General features: G+C 69.2%; 16 protein-coding genes and 1 pseudogene. 6 read left to right on the forward strand and 11 right to left on the reverse strand.

The window, feature by feature from the left end; all coding sequences use genetic code 11:
• Positions 1–37 precede the first annotated feature (37 nt).
• Positions 38–2,254 carry an NADP-dependent isocitrate dehydrogenase gene (locus B0B14_RS14580; RefSeq protein ID WP_076683171.1) on the forward strand — a complete coding sequence of 739 codons (2,217 nt, stop codon included), beginning with the start codon at positions 38–40 and terminating at the stop codon, positions 2,252–2,254.
• 69 nt (positions 2,255–2,323) lie between these two features.
• On the opposite strand, the gene B0B14_RS14585 is transcribed toward B0B14_RS14580, so the two are convergent.
• The 3 genes from B0B14_RS14585 to B0B14_RS14595 form a co-directional block, all read right to left on the reverse strand.
• Positions 2,324–3,802 carry a L,D-transpeptidase family protein gene (locus B0B14_RS14585; protein WP_083710637.1) on the reverse strand — a complete coding sequence of 493 codons (1,479 nt, stop codon included), beginning with the start codon at positions 3,800–3,802 and terminating at the stop codon, positions 2,324–2,326.
• A 126-nt stretch (positions 3,803–3,928) separates the two neighbouring features.
• Positions 3,929–4,390, reverse strand: coding sequence for a hypothetical protein (locus tag B0B14_RS14590; RefSeq protein WP_143733738.1), 462 nt, complete (start codon positions 4,388–4,390; stop codon positions 3,929–3,931).
• Between the two features lie 317 nt (positions 4,391–4,707).
• Positions 4,708–6,147 carry a serine hydrolase gene (locus B0B14_RS14595; protein WP_076683177.1) on the reverse strand — a complete coding sequence of 480 codons (1,440 nt, stop codon included), beginning with the start codon at positions 6,145–6,147 and terminating at the stop codon, positions 4,708–4,710.
• A 139-nt stretch (positions 6,148–6,286) separates the two neighbouring features.
• On the opposite strand from B0B14_RS14595, the gene B0B14_RS14600 reads away from it, so the two are divergent.
• Entirely contained in the window at positions 6,287–6,832 is a 546-nt protein-coding gene (locus B0B14_RS14600) for a hypothetical protein (RefSeq protein WP_076683179.1), read from the forward strand.
• A gap of 38 nt (positions 6,833–6,870) precedes the next feature.
• Here the strand turns inward: B0B14_RS14600 and B0B14_RS14605 are convergent, their stop codons facing one another.
• The 3 genes from B0B14_RS14605 to B0B14_RS14615 all read right to left on the reverse strand — a co-directional run bounded on the left by B0B14_RS14605 (position 6,871) and on the right by B0B14_RS14615 (position 8,576).
• On the reverse strand, positions 6,871–7,113 hold the full coding sequence (locus tag B0B14_RS14605) for a PLDc N-terminal domain-containing protein (RefSeq protein ID WP_076683181.1): 243 nt from the start codon (positions 7,111–7,113) through the stop codon (positions 6,871–6,873).
• An 87-nt stretch (positions 7,114–7,200) separates the two neighbouring features.
• Positions 7,201–7,791 (reverse strand): class F sortase, encoded by a 591-nt coding sequence (locus tag B0B14_RS16825; protein ID WP_306169509.1) that lies wholly within the window; start codon positions 7,789–7,791, stop codon positions 7,201–7,203.
• A 56-nt stretch (positions 7,792–7,847) separates the two neighbouring features.
• Positions 7,848–8,576, reverse strand: coding sequence for a CHRD domain-containing protein (locus B0B14_RS14615; protein ID WP_076683185.1), 729 nt, complete (start codon positions 8,574–8,576; stop codon positions 7,848–7,850).
• 155 nt (positions 8,577–8,731) lie between these two features.
• Here B0B14_RS14615 and B0B14_RS14620 point away from each other — a divergent pair, with 155 nt between their 5' ends.
• A complete protein-coding gene (locus B0B14_RS14620) occupies positions 8,732–9,292 on the forward strand; it encodes an RNA polymerase sigma factor (RefSeq protein ID WP_076683628.1) in 561 nt (186 codons plus the stop codon).
• On the forward strand, positions 9,279–9,956 hold the full coding sequence (locus tag B0B14_RS14625; RefSeq protein ID WP_076683187.1) for a hypothetical protein: 678 nt from the start codon (positions 9,279–9,281) through the stop codon (positions 9,954–9,956). Before B0B14_RS14620 ends, B0B14_RS14625 begins: the two co-directional genes overlap by 14 nt.
• A 53-nt stretch (positions 9,957–10,009) precedes the next feature.
• On the opposite strand, the gene B0B14_RS14630 is transcribed toward B0B14_RS14625, so the two are convergent.
• The 5 genes and pseudogenes from B0B14_RS14630 to B0B14_RS14645 all read right to left on the reverse strand — a co-directional run bounded on the left by B0B14_RS14630 (position 10,010) and on the right by B0B14_RS14645 (position 14,161).
• Positions 10,010–10,390: a hypothetical protein gene (locus B0B14_RS14630; RefSeq protein ID WP_076683189.1), complete on the reverse strand. Its 381-nt coding sequence runs from the start codon at positions 10,388–10,390 to the stop codon at positions 10,010–10,012.
• A gap of 111 nt (positions 10,391–10,501) precedes the next feature.
• Positions 10,502–11,905, reverse strand: coding sequence for an alkyl/aryl-sulfatase (locus tag B0B14_RS14635; protein WP_256714402.1), 1,404 nt, complete (start codon positions 11,903–11,905; stop codon positions 10,502–10,504).
• 59 nt (positions 11,906–11,964) lie between these two features.
• Positions 11,965–12,378: pseudogene (locus B0B14_RS16835) on the reverse strand (MBL fold metallo-hydrolase); the annotation flags it as partial.
• Positions 12,379–12,589: 211 nt separating this feature from the next.
• Complete coding sequence (locus tag B0B14_RS14640) at positions 12,590–13,666, reverse strand: type I restriction enzyme HsdR N-terminal domain-containing protein (protein ID WP_076683191.1); 1,077 nt, start codon at positions 13,664–13,666, stop codon at positions 12,590–12,592.
• Between the two features lie 99 nt (positions 13,667–13,765).
• On the reverse strand, positions 13,766–14,161 hold the full coding sequence (locus tag B0B14_RS14645) for a hypothetical protein (protein WP_076683630.1): 396 nt from the start codon (positions 14,159–14,161) through the stop codon (positions 13,766–13,768).
• Positions 14,162–14,304: 143 nt separating this feature from the next.
• Here B0B14_RS14645 and B0B14_RS14650 point away from each other — a divergent pair, with 143 nt between their 5' ends.
• Positions 14,305–15,507 (forward strand): ROK family transcriptional regulator, encoded by a 1,203-nt coding sequence (locus tag B0B14_RS14650; RefSeq protein WP_076683193.1) that lies wholly within the window; start codon positions 14,305–14,307, stop codon positions 15,505–15,507.
• A gap of 107 nt (positions 15,508–15,614) precedes the next feature.
• On the forward strand, positions 15,615–16,874 hold the full coding sequence (locus B0B14_RS14655; RefSeq protein ID WP_076683195.1) for an extracellular solute-binding protein: 1,260 nt from the start codon (positions 15,615–15,617) through the stop codon (positions 16,872–16,874).
• Positions 16,875–16,876 lie beyond the last annotated feature (2 nt).

Genomic DNA, 16,876 nt, shown 5'->3' on the forward strand with positions numbered 1-16,876 from the left:
TTAGGCTGGTTCACGACTCCGAACGAAGGCGATACTGGTGACCGATTCGACCATCATCTACACCTACACCGACGAGGCGCCGGCCCTGGCGACCGCCTCTTTCCTCCCGATCGTGCAGGCGGTCCTCCGGCAGGCGGGGGTCGACATCGAGACCCGCGACATCTCGCTCGCGGGCCGCGTGCTGGCGGCCTTCCCGCAGAAGCTGACCCCCGAGCAGCAGGTGAACGACGCGCTCGCCGAGCTCGGCGGCCTCGCCACCCTTCCCGAGGCGAACATCATCAAGCTGCCGAACATCTCGGCATCGATCCCGCAGCTCAAGGCGACGATCGCCGAGCTGCAGGCCGCGGGCTTCGACATCCCCGACTACCCCGACGACGCGCAGTCGCTCGAGGACAAGGACATCCAGGCCCGCTACGACCGCATCAAGGGCTCGGCCGTCAACCCGGTGCTCCGTGAGGGCAACAGTGACCGCCGCGCGCCCCTCTCGGTGAAGAACTACGCGCGCAAGCACCCGCACCGCAACAAGGCCTTCCCGGCGGGTTCGAAGACGCGTGTCGCCACGATGGGCCACGACGACTTCCGCAGCAACGAGAAGTCGTGGGTCGCGGCCCACGACGACGTGCTCACGATCCGTCACACCGCCGCCGACGGCACGGTCACGGTGCTCAAGAGCGGCCTGAAGGTGCTGCCGCGCGAGATCATCGACGCGACGTTCCTGTCGGCATCCGCCCTCGACGCCTTCCTCGCCGACACCCTCGAAACCGCCCGCACCGAGAACCTCCTGTACTCGGTGCACCTCAAGGCCACGATGATGAAGGTCAGCGACCCGATCATCTTCGGCCACGTCGTGAAGGCCTACTTCGCCGACGTGTTCGCGCGCTACGGCGACCGCATCGCGGCGGCGGGCCTCACGCCCAACAACGGACTCGGCTCGATCCTCTCCGGCCTCGGCGCCGTCGAAGGCGGAGACGAGATCGCCGCGGCGATCGCCGCCGATCTCGAGCACGGCGCGCGCCTGTCGTACGTCAACTCCGACAAGGGCATCACCAACCTGCACGTGCCCTCCGATGTCATCGTGGACGCCTCCATGCCCGCGCTCGTGCGCAACGGCGGCAAGCTGTGGGGCGTCGACGGCGGCGAGGACGACACGCTCGCCGTGATCCCCGACTCCTCGTACGCCGGTGTCTACCAGGCGGTCATCGACGACGTCATTGCGAACGGTCCGCTCGACCCCGCCACGATCGGCACCGTGCCCAACGTCGGACTCATGGCCCAGGCGGCCGAGGAGTACGGCAGCCACGACAAGACGTTCGAGATCGCCGCCGCCGGCGTCGTGCAGATCGTCGACGGTGACGGCGAGGTCGTCATCGAGCACGACGTCGAGGCCGGCGACATCTGGCGTGCGACGCAGACCAAGTACCTCCCGGTCGTGGACTGGGTGCGCCTCGCGGTCAGCCGGGCCCGGGCGACGGGTTCGCCCGCGGTCTTCTGGCTCGACGTCAACCGCGCGCACGACGCGCAGGTCATCGCGAAGGTCTACCAGGCGCTCGCGACGATGGACACCCACGACGTGCAGATCTCGATCCTCGCGCCGGCCGAGGCGACGCGGTACACGCTCGCCCGCATGCGCCACGGCCTCGACACCATCTCGGTGACCGGCAACGTGCTGCGCGACTACTTGACCGACCTGTTCCCGATCCTCGAGGTCGGCACGTCCGCCAAGATGCTCTCGATCGTCCCGCTGCTCGCCGGCGGCGGACTCTTCGAGACGGGCGCGGGCGGCTCGGCCCCCAAGCACGTGCAGCAGCTCGTGGAGGAGAACTACCTCCGCTGGGACTCGCTGGGCGAGTTCTTCGCGCTCGCGGCCTCGCTCGAGCACGTCGCCGAGTACACGGGCAACGCGAAGGCCAAGGTGCTGGCCGACACGCTGGATGCCGCGACCGGCACGTTCCTCGAAGAGGACAAGTCGCCCGGGCGGGCCCTCGGCACGATCGACAACCGCGGGAGCCACTTCTACCTCGCGCTGTACTGGGCGCAGGAGCTCGCGAAGCAGACGGCCGACGCCGAGCTCGCGGCGACCTTCGCGCCCGTCGCCGAGGCCCTGGCCGCGCACGAGAAGCAGATCGTCGACGAGCTCATCGCCGTGCAGGGATCGCCTGCCCCGATCGGCGGCTACTACCGCCCCGACGTCGCCCTGGTGACGGCCGTGATGCGCCCGTCGCAGACGTTCAACGAGATCATCGACGCCCTGTAGGCGGGACACGACGAAGGGGCGGATGCTTCGGCATCCGCCCCTTCGTCGTGTGAGCCTCGCGGTGAGGCGTCAGTTGTGGATGTAGACGTCGGTGCCCTTGGGGGCCCAGTTGTAGACCTGCTCGGCCCGCCACTCCGGCATGCCGACGCAGCCGTGGCTCATGCGGTTGCCGAAGTTGTTGTGCCAGTAGACACCGTGGAACGCCTGTCCGCCGTTGAAGTACGACGACCACTTGACGTTCGGGGTCGAGTACGTGCCGATCGGGTTGCCCGCGGCGTCGCGCTCCGTGCCGTTCATCGTGTGCAGCGGCGACTTCCAGCCGACGGTGTAGTTGCCCGTGAAGGTCGGCGTGTTCGACTTTCCGCTGGAGATCTTCCAGCTGTCGACGACCACGTCGTTCTCCTTGAGGTACAGCATCTGGTCGCTCAGGTCGACCTCGACGACGCGGATGACGGTGGCGGTCGTGAACGGCACCTCGGTGAGGGGGAGCTGGTACACGCCGATGCCGGTCTCGAGCTGGTCGGCGAACGAGTTGGCCATGCCGCTCGTCGAGTCGAGGGTGCGTCCCGTCACGCCCACCGTGGGGGTGCTCAGGATGTCGCCGCCCTTGTTGGCGATCACGATCGAGTTGACGGGAGCGCGGTCGACGAGGGCGGGCAGACCGTCGACGACGGCCTGGATCGCGGCCTGGTCGGCGGAGATCTCGAACACGCCCTCGTCGTCGGCTGCGACGGTCAGCCACGATGCGGCGACGGTGCGGTCGACGGGGACCGTGCGCTCGGTGCCGACGTAGAAGCCCACGCTGTCGAGGATGCCGTTGAGCTGTGCGACGGCGGCGTCGGCGGATGCCGTGGTCGTGAGGGCCTCCACAGGCGCGGCGACGACGTCGAAGTCGACCGTCGTGTCGCCGGCGACGAACGCGCTCTGGAGTGCCGCCTGCAGGGCATCGACGTCGACGCCGGTGCCTTCGACGGCGGGCGTGGCGACGTAGGCCGCGGTGGCGGCGTCGAAGTCGACGGTCGCGTCGACCGGGTCGACGTACAGCGAGGGTGCGGCCGCCCGGAGGGCTTCGGTCGCCTTCTCGGCGTCGATCGCGACGACGGCGGGTGCGGCATCGGCGTTCCAGGCGCCGACGTTCCACATCGGGTGCTGGGCGAAGGCGGCGTCGGCGAGGGCGCGCGCATCGACCGATGCGCTCAACTCGGCGCCGGTCAGCGAGACGTCTCCGCCGTCGCCCGTGAGCACGACGGTGGTCTCGGCCAGGCGCTGCTCGATGGCGTCGGCTGCGGCACCGGCGGTCAGTCCGCCGACCTGCACGCCGGCGACGGCGGTGCCGGGGGCGATCAGGATGAGCGACGCGGCGACGAGGCCCACGACGGCGATGCCGGCGGGAACCGCCATCCACAGCCAGCGGCGGCGCTTCTTCGGCTTCGGCTCGGCAGGTGCCCACTCCACAGGAGGCGAGCCCGCGCCGTCGGCGATGACCGCCGTATCGGCGGCATCGGATGCCGCATCGTCGGCGCCAGGTCTCGTTGCCAGATCAGTCACGCCATCACCCCCCGGAATTCAGCGAAACACGTCACTCCATGGTAAGGGATGGGTCGGCCGCAACAGCGCTGCCAGGTAACGGTCGCGTGACGCTCTCGCGAAACGCGTTCGCCGGGCGACGGGGCGTCAGCCCGCGCAGAGCTCCTGGAACGTCTCGGTCGTCTCCTGGAAGCTCTGACCGATCTCCGCCATCTCGCCGAGCTTCGACACGTCGCCGTCGACGAGCGCCTGCATGATCTCGGACGTCTTGCCGAACATCTCCTGGAGCGAGGGGAGGAGGGCTGCGACCTCGTCGTTCGACACCTGCGACGCCGCGCCGGCGATGCTGTCGGCGGCATTGCGCATCGCCTCGACGACCGAGGCCGGATCGGCGCTCGCGGCGCTCTCGAACTCGCTCGTCGCCTCGGTGATCGTCTGCTGCACGAGCGCGCACGCCTCGGCCACGGTCTGCCCGTCGCCCGAGGAGCCGCCATCCGTTCCGGCGCCCGCGCTCGTGCTCGTCGTGGGCGACACGGTCGGAGCCGTGCAGGCGGTGAGCCCGAACAGCGCGACGGCGGCGAGCGTGAGTGCGGTGATTCTGCGGTTCATGACGAGGCCTCCTGCCTTCCACCGTACGTGACCGTCGGGTCCGGGCGTCGCCGCGTCGAGCACCTCTCCGGCGGCTCTGCGACACGAATCCTCAGGATCCGCTCAAGACGCGCTTTAGTGCGTTGTCCACCATGTGGGGGACGGCTATGTTCGTACTCGGAGCTGAGAACGGCGCTGGGGATCTTGGGGAAGGTCAGCCGCTGTCACTCCACTGGGGAAGGGCCTGGGGCCATTCACTTCTCCGCTTCATTGCGGAAGTCGCCCCGGATGCGTCACGTTGCAGTTGACGCGTCCGGGACGACCCGCACTGATCCCTCTCACTCGTCGGCAAGCAGCGCGACCGCGTCGGCGACCTGGCCGAAGAAGGTCGCCTGATCGCCGAGTTCGCCCGGTTGCGCTGTCGCCCCTTGGATCGTGATCACGAACGCGCGCCCGTCTGCCCGCTCGAGGTACCACGAACCGCCCAGCACCCCGATCGAGCTGCCGGCCTTGAACGCGACGTAGGTCCACTCGTCGCCGAGGTCGCCGAGACCGTTGTTGGCGGCGAGGATGTCGCGGATCGGCGCGCCGGCATCCGTCTTCGTCAGTTCCTGCAGTGCGAGGTGTGCGGCGGCGAGGTCGTCGGGTGTCGTGAACCAGTCGAGTCCGTCCTGCCAGACGGGGGTGGTGACCGCCGAGACCGGCACATCCAGCAGCCCGGCCGGAAGCGCGCCGAGCACGGCGCGCTTCTCGGCGGTGGTCGTCGCGGCATTCCACGCGACGCGGGCCTGTCCGCCGTCACCGCCCTCGCCCCAGCCGAGTTGGAAGAGCGCACGCGTCGTCGGCATCGGGGTGTTGAGCGCCGGATCATGGTGACCGAGGTCGACGAGAGACTGCTCCAGGGCGTCGGGTCCGACCGCGGCCATCAGCATGTCGGTGGCGGTGTTGTCGCTGATCGCGATCATCTGCTCCGCCGCTTCCTGCACCGTCACCGTCGTGCCGGACGGCACGTTCTGCAGCTCCCCCGACGGCAGGCTCTTGAGGTCGTCGGTGACCGTGAGGGGCGTGTCCCAGGTGAGCTCTCCGTCAGCGACCGCGTGCGCCACCGCGCCGAGCACGTAGAGCTTGAACATCGAACCCGACGGCTTCGCGGAGGTGTCGCCGACGGCACTTCCCGCCCCGGCTGCGGCGACGCGGTCGGCTGCCCCGTCGGTGACATCCGTGACGGTCAGTGTCGTGTCGGCGGCGAAGCCCTCCACGGCGTCTTCGAGCTCCGACCAGGAGGCTGCGGGGACACGGTCGGCGGCGGAGGCGGAGAACAGCAGCCCGGCGATGAGCCCGTCGGCATCGACCGCGATCTGCATATCGAGCGCGTCGCCCGACGCCGGCCTGATCGTGATCAGCGCCGAGTCTCCGGCATCTTGGACAGCGGTCGGCACCCAGGGGCCCTGCGGTGCGAGCTGGGCGAAGACCGCGGCGAGGTCCGCCGCGCTGATCTGCTCGAGCAGAACGGGGGAGAGGCGCCCGCTCGATTCGGAAGCGGGGTCGTCCACCTCACCGTTGATCGAGTCGAGCACCCACTGCGCCTGCTCGCCGAGCACGCTGTCAGGAAGCGCCACCGACGGGGCGACGGCGCTGGCCGATGCCGTCGGCGTCGCGGCCGGAGCGGGTGAGCATCCGGCGAGGAGGCCGACCGCGATCGCGGCGCTGGCCAGCGCCGCGGCGGTGCGCCGTCGGGTCGGGGTGGTCGCGGTCAGAGTTGATCGTGAAGCATCCATCGCTCCAGGCAACCCGATCTGCTCCGACGCGGCATCCCCCCGTGGGCTGATCCTCCTCCCCCGCGGCGGGGAGGAGCGCCCGGCATCCGCCGCCGCCCCGGGTTAGGCTCGTCTCCCGGATCGCGGGGGGAGGGTGGGCATGGAGCGTCGCGTGCTGCGCGGTGCGCTCGCCATGGTGGTGGCGCTCGCTCTTGCCGGCTGTTCGACGGTTCCCGGTGCGCCCGACGTGGTCGGGGAGGGCTACCCCGGAACATGCCTGCCGGCGGAGCTGTCATGGCCGACGGACTTCCTGGAGTCGCTGCCGGGGGAGTCCCGCGCGGTCGGGGGGCGCATCGTCGGCCTGCGCCTGGAGTACAGCGACTCCGCGTGGGTGTGGCGGCTGAGGAGCGCCGACACCGCGCGTGACGCGTTCGGTGAGGCTGTGGATGATCCGAGCGTGGGCAAGGAGTCGATCGTCGACGTCCGGACCCTCGGACTCGTCGCCAGCCGCCAGATCGAACTGACGGAGGCGGAGCAGCAGACCGCCGGGATCGGCGCCCTCGAGGCGGCTCAGCTCTCCGGCGAGACCTGGCCCACACCGCTCATCATCGAGATGACGCGCGTCATGGAGCGCGACGCGCCCGCATGGCGCATAACGACGTGCGACACGGAGACCGGCGCGCACTCCGTGATGACGCTGCGCTGACCGCCGCGGAGAGTGCCCGCATCCCGGCCATCCGTCCGTCAGTGCGTCAGGTCGGTCGGATTCTTGGTGAGAGCCGACGGGCGACCGATGGCGAACCAGCTCACCGGCCCCACGACCGGCACGAAGAGCACCACGAGGGTCCACACCAGCACGACCACCGGCGTGAGCGACTTCGAGGTGCGGGCGATCGACACGAGCGCCGCCCCGAGCAGCGCGAGCACCACGAAGACCGCGACCGACCACCAGACGTCGTACGCCGCGGGCACCAGGGGGTTCGCCATTCTTCGAGGCTACGTCAGCGTGTGCAGGCCCTCAACCCGGGCCGTCGGCTCGCAGGATCGGTGAAGGGCGGACCTCGACGGCGTCCGTCAGGCGCGCACGGCGAAGACGACGCGGTTGTCCTCGTACGAACCGACGGAGGAGTCGAACTCTCCGCCGCACGTGATGAGCCGCAGCTCGTCGGCCGTCGTGGCACCGAACACCGGCATCGTCGGGAAAGCCGCCTTGGCGTAATCGGCGACCTTGGTCACGCGATAGGTGTGTACCGTGCCGTTTGTGTCGGTGACGCTCACCGTGTCGCCGACGTCGAGCTCGCGGAGCCGCATGAAGATCGCCGGACCGGTCGCCGAATCGACGTGACCCGCGATCACGGTCGGTCCACGCCCGCCCGGGCGCCCGCCGGGTGCGTACCACCCGACGTCGTCGAAGTCGGAAGGCACCTCCATGCCGCCGTCGGCGGCGAGTCCGAGATCGATCAGAGGTGAGTCGAGATCGATCCGGGGAATCGCCACGCGGGCCGGAGGGACGCCGATCGGAAAGGGCGTGAGCGTCGGGGTCGGAGTCGGGGTCGGCGACGCAGCGGGGGTCGGCGGTGGCGTCTCGCGCGGAGCAGTCGGTGCCGCATCGGCCACCACCGTCCCGCACCCCGACAGCAGTGCGGCCGCCAGAGCGAGGGCCACGCATCTCGACCTCGTGCGGTGAAGCGCACGACGCCGAGACGGGTGGCGGAGGGGGGTCATCGGGTCGCGGCTCGACGACGCAGGTGGAGTCCGACGCCCGCCGCGGCGAGGAGTCCGGCGGCGCCGGCGGCGATCCCGATGCCCATGCCGATGTCGGCTCCGGCCGCCGGGTTCGCGGCCGTGGCGGTTCCGCCGGCACCCGTGTCCACGCCGCCGACCGGCACCTGCGTGAGCTGGCCGCGCACGACACCGGCCGTGTACGAGACCGTGTGCGAGTCAGCCGAGAATCCGGCCGGGTTCGCCTCGAGCTGAGCGAGCGTGAAGCCGGATCCGGTGTCGGCGCCGTTTGCGACGACACCCGTCGTGAACGGACCCTGGAGGCAGCCCGAACTCGTGCGGGGGCCGTCGCCGATCGGCGTCGGGTTGGGGAACGCGATGCGCGGGGGGCCGGACTGCCCGGCGTTCGCCTGGTGGATGTGCGTCGCCGTGCGGGCGGGGCTCTGATAGTCGCCCGAGACACCCGTCAGTTCGATGTCGTAGCAGATGATGTCGAGGTCGGAGTTGACCCGGAAGGAGAAGGTGCCGGTCGCTCCGGGCTCACCGGGCGTCGCGACACCGTCGGTGTTGACGACGGCATCCGGCGTGGCCATCACGGTGAACGCGCTCGTGAACGACGAGGGCTCGTCGACTTCGGTGTCGGCATGAGCGGGCGCGGCGATCAGGGTCAGCCCGAAGGCTGCGGCGGCCCCGATCGTGACGGCGAGCGGCGATGTCTTCTTCAGCATGAGTGGACCTTTCGTCGGGGACGCCGGATGCATCCGCTGACGGGGCATACGTCGCGGATGCGGCATCCGTTCATCGATTCGTTCCGAATCTCGAATGAACGTCACGGGCGTCACCGACGTATGCCTTGTCGACGACGAAGACGCTGGGAGGCGCCATGCACGCCGCCCGACGGCCGCGACCGCTCGACCCCGACAGGGCCCGGACGAGCTCTGCGCCCGCGTTCGACGCGACGCGCGCGTTCGACGATCACGCGTCGGCGCTCCTCGGCTTCACCGTCAACGCGCTGCGCGACCGCCACCTCGCGGAGGACTGCGTCCAGGAGACCTTCCTGCGCGCCTGGCGCGCGCGGGATCGCTTCGATGGCGATCGGGCCACCGAGCGCACCTGGCTGTTCGCCATCGCACGCAATGTGATCGCCGACGCGCTTCGCGCGCGCTCCCGGATGCCCCGGATCGGCGGCGACGACGAGCTCGAGGGCCTCCGTGCCGACACGGCAGACCCCCTGGAGAGGCTGCGGATCGTCGAGGGCCTTGCACGGCTGAGCGCGCCCCACCGCGAGGTGGTCGTCGCGATCCATGTGCACGGGCGCAGCTATCAGGAGCTCTCGGATGCCACCGGCGTGCCCGTCGCGACCTGGCGCACACGCGCTTTCCATGCCCTCCGCGCACTCCGCGGCTATCTCGAAGGAACGGAGGAAGCCGATGCACACGCCTGACGATCGCATCGAGGAACTCATCGCGGCCGCGGTGGCCGGAGACCTCTCAGCTGGCGAGGGAGAGGAGCTGCGCCGGCTCTCCCGGGAACACCCCTGGATCGAGGTCGAGATCGACCGCCTCCGAGATGTCGCCGCGCGGGTGGGCGACGCGCACCCGGGATGGACCGACACCGTCGTGACGGAGGCGCTCCGCGAGCGCATCCTCGGGGGGATCCCGGCGCAGGCGGCACCCGTGGTCCGGCTGCGCCGCGCGTGGCTGCATCCGCTCGTCGGCGCCGCATGCCTCGTGGTCGGACTCGCGATCGGAGCAGCCGTTCCCGCCGTGACCTCGCTGCCGCCGTCCGGCCCGCCGGGCACCCTCGGCGCGCACGAGCCGCTCGTGGTCGAGGAGGGGAGCGGCATCGACCTCGAGGCGGATCTCGTCGCCCACACGTGGGGCACGGAGGCGATCCTCGACGTGCGCGGACTCACCGTCGATGCGACCTACCGGGTCGTGTTCATCGGGGAGGACGGCACCGAGTACGCGGCGGGCGAGATGCTCGGATCATCGGTCCCGATCCACTGCCGCCTCAACGCCGCCGTGCTGCGGGAACAGGCGGTGCGGTTGGAGATCCGCGACGACACCGCCACGGTCATCGCCAGCGCCGACCTCCCCGACGCCTGACGCGCGAGGAGGAGGAGTTCACCCGGTCGAACGGGCCGGATGCGAGGGTGCGGTCAGCCGTTGAGCAGGTCGGTCTCGGCGACGAGCTCGAGTCGCGATTGGAGAAGTGCGGCTGCGTCGCCCATGCCGACGACGGCCCAGGCGGCGATGATCACCGCGAGCGCCGAGAAGAACAGGATGCCGGGCCAGGGCGCCCGGCGCACCACCGTCATCACGAGTGCCCCGAGACCACTGAGGATCGCGATTGTCTGACCCGCGACCGTGGCGAAGGCCATGCGGATGGCGCTGTCGGCGGTGAGGGCGCCGTAGCTGTTGAGGGCGAGTGCGAGGAGGCTCGGGACGACGAACACCCCGGCGAGGAGAAGCGCTGTCCGACTGCGCCAGAACGGCGTGCGTGCAACGGTGACTCGTGGCTCGACGGCGGTGTCGCTCATCCCACGACACTATTGCGACTGCGCACGCCGCGCGAGGCCCCCCGCCGGTATGCTCGCACGTCGGCGCAGAGTACCTGCCGATATCCGGCGCGGAGGCTCCCGACCACTCTGCTACGGCGTGACGATGTTGAACCCGGGATCGCCCTTGTCGAGGACGCCGAGCAGGGCGTGAAGTGCCCCGGCGTCGCCGGCGAGCGTGAAGCCCGGGCTCTCGAGGTCGCCCCCGGCGAGGGCGATCAGGCGCGCCTTCGTGAGAGTGAGGGTCGCGTCCGCGTCGCCGGACGCTGCGCGGGAGCGGTAGACGAGGACCCCGTTGCGGAGCGTCAGACGATAGCCGGCATCGAGGTCGGTCAGTGTCACGTCGATGTCGATGGTGAGGTCCCAGGCCCGGGGACCGTTGACCGAGATCGCGAGGGAGTCGAAGAGCTGCTCCGCGCTGAGCTGCGCCACGAGCGCGGGCGCCGAGGCTACGGCAGGAGTGCCGAAGTTGCCCTCGCGCAGCTCGGTCGCGCCGGAGAGGAAGAAGTTGCGCCACGTCCCGTTCTCCGCGCCGTAGGCGAGCTGCTCCAGCGTGTCGGCATAGAGGGCGCGCGCATCGGCGTGATCCTCGTCGGTGAAGATCGCCTGGTCGAGCAGCGTCGCCGCCCAACGGAAGTCGCCGTCGTCGAACGCGGTCCGGGCGATCTCCACCACGCGGTCGATGCCGCCGATCGCGGCGACGTAGCGCTCGGCCTGCTCCGCCGGTGCGTGCGGCCACAGGCGTGCGGGGTTGCCGTCGAACCACCCCATGTAGCGCTGGTAGATCGCCTTGACGTTGTGGCTGACCGAACCGTAGTAGCCGTGTGCGTTCCATGCCGAGGTGAGGGCCGGCGGCAGCTGGATCATCGCCGCGATCTCGGCGCCCTGGTATCCCTGGTTGATCAACCGGACGGTCTGATCGTGGAGGTAGGCGTACAGGTCGCGCTGGGTGGCGAGGAAGGCGATGACCTCTTTCTGGCCCCAGGTCGGCCAGTGGTGCGATGCGAACGCGACATCGGTGCGGGCGCCGAAGGTGTCGATCGCCTCGGTGAGGTACTGCGACCACATGTGAGGATCGCGGACGAGGGCGCCGCGCAGGGTGAGCAGGTTGTGGAGAGTGTGGGTGGCGTTCTCGGCCATGCACAGCGCACGCCTGCCCGGGAAGTAGAAGTGCATCTCCGAGGGCGCCTCGGTACCCGGCGCCATCTGGAACTCGATCTCGACGCCGTCCACCACACGGGTCTCGCCGGTGGTGCGGACGTAGTCGGTCGGGACGATGAGCCCGACCTCCCCGGTGGACGTGGTCTGCCCGAGACCGGCGCCGACGGCGCCGAGCGGGCCGCGGGCCAGCGCGGCACCGTACATGTAGCCCGCGCGACGCCCCATGGCAATTCCGGCGTAGACGTTCTCCGACACGGCGTGCTCGACGAACCCCTCGGGGGCGATGACGGCGATGCGGCCGGCGTCGACGTCGTCCTGCTTCGCGACTCCGAACACGCCCCCGAATGGTCGATGTGACTGTGCGTGTAGATGACCGCGACCACCGCGCGCTCGCCGCGGTGTCGGCGGTACAGCGCCAGGGCGGCCGCCGCCGTCTCGGTCGAGATGAGGGGGTCGATCACGATGACACCGCTGTCGCCTTCGACGAACGTGATGTTGGAGAGGTCGAAGCCGCGCACCTGGTAGATGCCCTCGACCACCTCGTACAGGCCATGTCGCGCCGCGAGCTTCGACTGGCGCCACAGGCTCGGGTTCACCGAGGTGGGTGCGTCGCCATGGAGGAAGGAGTAGCTGTCGGCGTCCCAGATCGTCCGTCCGTCGGCTGTCGCGATCACGGCGGGCTCGATCGTGGCGATGAAGCCGCGATCGGCGTCGTCGAAGTCCCTCGTGTCGTCGAAGGGGAGTGCGGACAGCAATGCCGCATTCTGTGCTTCGATCGCGGGGGTTGCGGGCTTGTTGGTGTTCTGCATGGCGCGGCTCTTCTGCTGTCTGGGGGGTGGCGCTCTCGACTATGCACCCGGCACCCGCATGTGGCAATGCACTCGGCGGTGCCGGATCTCGGCGCGTCGTAGGGTGCGTGCACGCACCTGATCTCCGCGCTCGCCTGCGGCGCGATGACGTTCGTCAAGTCGCCGCGCTGCCGCACGTGTGTCGCGCCTCCCAGACGTCGTCGCGCCGGGGTCAGGCGTAACGACGGACAGCCTCGCGGATGGCATCAGCGTGCTGGTAGATGTCTTCGAGCGAGTCGAGCGCATGCCGCGTCTCGTTCTTCTCCGGGTCCAGCAGTCCGAGGTACTTCTGCTTGCCGTTGAAGTGAAGGCGTGCGACGGGCTTGCGGTTGTTGTCATCGAGGAGTACCGCGAAGTAGCTCTTCGCGTCCCTCTGAGTGATGCGCTGGGGCTTCACCTCGCCGCAGGCGATCGCCTTCACGATCTGATATCCCTCGAGTTCCTCGAGCGTGGTCTCGATCTCCGTGTCTCGGTCCAGATCGTCGACCACGACAGGTTCGCTCGTTACGGTTGCATCCGCGATCGGCATCGTGGTCACCCCGAGTGCGCTCTTCAGCCTGTCGTTGACGCTCTCTGTCAAGAACTGCCGGGAGGCCTTGCCGACGAGAGAAGTGAACTGCTCGCGGACCTTCTGGGTGAAAGATCCGTCGTAGACGCGAACAGTGAAGAACTTGATCCACTCGTCAGAAGGCTCGCGGAATTGCTTTGCGATCTCGCGCTTGAGAGCACCGACGTACTTGAGCTCTTCGGCGGCATTGATGATTGAGTCAAGATCGAAGCTGTCCTTGCTGAGCTTCTGAATCTCAGGGATCAGCGTCTCATCGATGTCGAGGAGGTCCAGCACTAGGAACGGCTTGGAGTCCATCCGATTCGGCGCGTCCAAGTCTGTGTAGAACTGCCAAACAACACCGTTGGTCAGGACCGCGAGCCGCGCATTGGTGACAGAGAAATAGCGGAACAACTGCGATGCGTGCTCAATCTTCAGCTGACCCATCGATGCCTTGCACTCGATGAGAATCTGGACTTCGCCATCGCGAACGATGGCGTAGTAGACTTTCTCGCCCTTCTTCGTACCGACGTCTGCGGTGAACTCGGGCACGACCTCGAGTGGATCGAAGACGTCGTACCCCAGGATCGTCGAAATGAACGGCATAACGAATGCGTTCTTCGTCGCTTCCTCAGTGCCGATAGCCGTGGCCTGGTTCTTGACCTTCGTCGCAAGCGACGCGAGTCGATCCTCGAACTCCATTGTTTCCCTGTCTCCCGGTAACACTCAATCCTGCCGAGCGTATCGGAGCGCACAACGTTCGTGACGCGCAAGCCGGGGTCGGGATCGCCGGCGGGCCGCTCAGATCGCCGATGCGAGCTCGCCGTAGCCCATCGCGATGAAGAAGGAGAGTCCGGCGAGGACGATGCACAGGGGAGTCATCGTGTAGCGCTCGGGTCTGCTGCGCGAGATCGCGTTCATCACGATGCCGAGCATGAAGTAGGCGAAGACGACCCACGCCGCGACGTCGGAGAACCATCCCCCGAAGACGTCGATCGCGCCCACGCGATCCCAGGCGATCGTCGCGATCAGCGCGTACACGAGGATCGACACCGCGCTGCCGATGCGCAGCCGGGCCGGCAGCACTCGATGCCGGCCGCCCCACGCGAAAGCGCCCAGGGGAGCGCCGAAGATGAGCGCCGTCTGGAACACCGCCAGCAGCCCCAGCAGAGCGGTGAGCGCGAGAGCGAAGGGCACGTCACCCACCGTAGTGCCGAGGTGTGGGCGGCGCGCGGCATCCGCTCGCACCGGATGTCGAGAATGTAACGGTTTTGTAAACCCGCCGAGCAAACCTCGCTGAGAGCTTGCGGAACGCCTGTATGTAAGTTCTACTAACAAACATGACGGCATCGGATGTGCAGCGCGGCTCTTCCACTCTCGAGCCTGCGCACGCCACGACGGGAACCGCCCACGGGCGCTCCTTCGGCTCGGGTCGCGCGCTGCGACAGGGCGGCAAGGTCCTGCCCGAGCACGCCCGCGGTCACAACCGCGCACTCCTGCTGCAGACTCTCTTCCACCAGGGCGCGATGAGCCGGGCCGACCTCTCCCGCGAGACCGGCCTCACCCGCGTCACGATCTCCGACCTGGTGGCCGACCTGATCGCCGACGGCTTCATCGCCGAGATGGGCATGCGCGAGGCATCCGGCCCCGGCAAGCCCGCCATGCTGATCGACCTCGACCGCGACGGCCACCGCATCGTGGGCCTCGACCTGTCGGGCAGCGACGCGTTCCGCGGTGCCGTCCTCACGCTCGACGGCGACATCGTCGTGCGCCGCGAGGTGCCGGTGCCCGACGCCGACACGCTCCTCGACGCCGTCGTCGAACTCGCCCGCGCCCTCGTGGCGGACTCGCACGCCCCCGTGCTCGGCATCGGCGTCGGCACGCCCGGTGTCGTCGACGACCGCGGCGTGATCCTCACCGCACCCAACCTGCGCTGGGCCGGCTTCGACCTTGAGTCCGCGCTCGAGACGGCGCTGGGCCTTCCCGTGCTCGTCGCGAACGACGCCAACGCCGCGGTGCTCGCGGAATACACCTTCGGCGGTGCCGGCGACGACGTGCTGCTCGTCAAGGTCGGCCGCGGTGTCGGTTCGGGTCTGCTCTCCGCGGGCCAGCCCATGCGCGGTGCGCACTTCGCCGCAGGCGAGATCGGCCACGTCACAGTCGGCACCGACGGCGGACCGCTCTGCGTGTGCGGCAAGGTCGGATGCCTCGAGGCGTGGCTCGCCGTGCCCGCGCTCTCCGCGCGCCTGGCCGCCGCGACCGACGACGCCGCGCGCGAGAGCATCCTGCGCGACGCGGGGGAGCGCCTCGGCATCGCGCTGGCGCCCATCGTCGGCGCCCTCGACGTGTCGGAGATCGTTCTCTCCGGCCCTCAAGAACTTCTCGACGGACCACTCGCGCAGGCGACCGTCGAGACCCTCCGAGCACGCACGCTCGCCGAGTTCCACGACGGTGTGCGGGTTCGGATGACGGAGCAAGGCCAGGACATCGTCCTGCGCGGAGCCGCCGTCATGGTCCTGTCGGGACAACTCGGGGTGTCGTAGCCACAGCGCGACGCCCGCAGCCACGGGGCATCCACCAGGACTCCCGTGAACAACTCCCCCCGGATGGGTCACCCGGCCCTCCATCAAGAGAACGCAAAGGAAGAACCATGAACAAGAAGCTCGGAGCCCTCGGGCTCATCGGCGCTTCCGCCGTCGTCCTCGCCGGCTGCGCCGGCGGTGGCGGTGCGGCCCCCGAGGCCGAGACCGGCGAGATCACGGTCTGGCTCGTCGGCACCGACACGCCCGACACGGCGCGCGACTACCTCAAGAAGACGTTCGAAGCCGAGAACGAGGGCTGGACGCTCAAGGTCGAGGAGAAGACCTGGGCCGACACGGGTGAGGCGTACGTCGCCGCCCTGTCGTCGAACGACTCTCCCGACGTGGTCGAGGTCGGCAACACGCAGGCCATCGGCTTCGCCGACCAGGGACTCTTCGCCGACATCTCCGACATCAAGGCCGATCTCGGTGGCGACGACCTGCTCCCGGGCCTGGTCGACGCGGGCACGTACGACGGCACGTTCTACGCCGCTCCGTACTACGCCGGTGGACGCATCGTCTTCTACGACCCCGCGATCGCCGGAGAGACGCCCCCCGCGACTCTCGACGAGTACGTCGCCAAGGGCGTCGAGCTCACCACCGACACGGTGTCGGGCATCTACGCCCCCGGCCGTGACTGGTACAACGCCCTCGCCTACGTGTGGGCCTACGGCGGAGAGATCGCCGTGCAGGACGGCGACACCTGGGACGCGCAGTTCTCCAGCAGCGAGTCGGTCGAGGGTCTGACCAAGCTCCAGGAGGTCTACCAGAACGCGACGAACGCCCCCGCCGACGGTGACGAGTCGTCGCCGCAGGTGCCGTTCTGCGCCGGTGAGGTCGCGTACCTCTCCGCACCCGGCTGGGTGAAGTGGTCGATCCTCGCACCGACCGACGCCGAGAACCCCGGATGCCCCGACACCTACGGCAAGAACCTGTCGGCGTTCCCGCTCCCGGGCGTGAAGGCCGGCGAGACCGCGCCGATCTTCGCGGGCGGCTCGAACGTCGCCGTCGCCACGAAGAGCGACAGCCCCGAGAAGGCCAAGGCCGCGCTCAAGGTTCTCCTCTCCGAGGGCTACCAGAAGCTCCTCGCCGAGGGTGGACTGACCCCGGCGCTCATCTCGGCGGCGCAGTACCTGCCGGATGACGCGATCACGCAGGCGCAGGCCACGGCGCTCGCGAACTCGAAGTTCACGCCCACCAGCCCGAACTGGGCCGAGGTCGAGAGCTCGCTGATCATCCCGGACGCGCTCGTGAAGATCGCCCAGGGCGGCGACGTCACCGAGATCGCGACCGGCCTCGACGAGGCGATCGAAGCGATCCTCAACAAGTGATC

It is taken from the genome of Microbacterium sp. RU33B (assembly GCF_900155915.1).
GTDB lineage: Bacteria > Actinomycetota > Actinomycetes > Actinomycetales > Microbacteriaceae > Microbacterium.

Bases quoted from the DNA above. Each gene is read 5' to 3' on its own strand.
- B0B14_RS14590 (WP_143733738.1), bottom strand. From the start codon at position 4,390: ATGAACCGCAGAATCACCGCACTCACGCTCGCCGCCGTCGCGCTGTTC.
- B0B14_RS14595 (WP_076683177.1), bottom strand. From the start codon at position 6,147: ATGGATGCTTCACGATCAACTCTGACCGCGACCACCCCGACCCGACGG.
- B0B14_RS14600 (WP_076683179.1), top strand. From the start codon at position 6,287: ATGGAGCGTCGCGTGCTGCGCGGTGCGCTCGCCATGGTGGTGGCGCTC.
- B0B14_RS14605 (WP_076683181.1), bottom strand. From the start codon at position 7,113: ATGGCGAACCCCCTGGTGCCCGCGGCGTACGACGTCTGGTGGTCGGTC.
- B0B14_RS14615 (WP_076683185.1), bottom strand. From the start codon at position 8,576: ATGCTGAAGAAGACATCGCCGCTCGCCGTCACGATCGGGGCCGCCGCA.
- B0B14_RS14620 (WP_076683628.1), top strand. From the start codon at position 8,732: ATGCACGCCGCCCGACGGCCGCGACCGCTCGACCCCGACAGGGCCCGG.
- B0B14_RS14625 (WP_076683187.1), top strand. From the start codon at position 9,279: ATGCACACGCCTGACGATCGCATCGAGGAACTCATCGCGGCCGCGGTG.
- B0B14_RS14630 (WP_076683189.1), bottom strand. From the start codon at position 10,390: ATGAGCGACACCGCCGTCGAGCCACGAGTCACCGTTGCACGCACGCCG.
- B0B14_RS14640 (WP_076683191.1), bottom strand. From the start codon at position 13,666: ATGGAGTTCGAGGATCGACTCGCGTCGCTTGCGACGAAGGTCAAGAAC.
- B0B14_RS14650 (WP_076683193.1), top strand. From the start codon at position 14,305: ATGACGGCATCGGATGTGCAGCGCGGCTCTTCCACTCTCGAGCCTGCG.
- B0B14_RS14655 (WP_076683195.1), top strand. From the start codon at position 15,615: ATGAACAAGAAGCTCGGAGCCCTCGGGCTCATCGGCGCTTCCGCCGTC.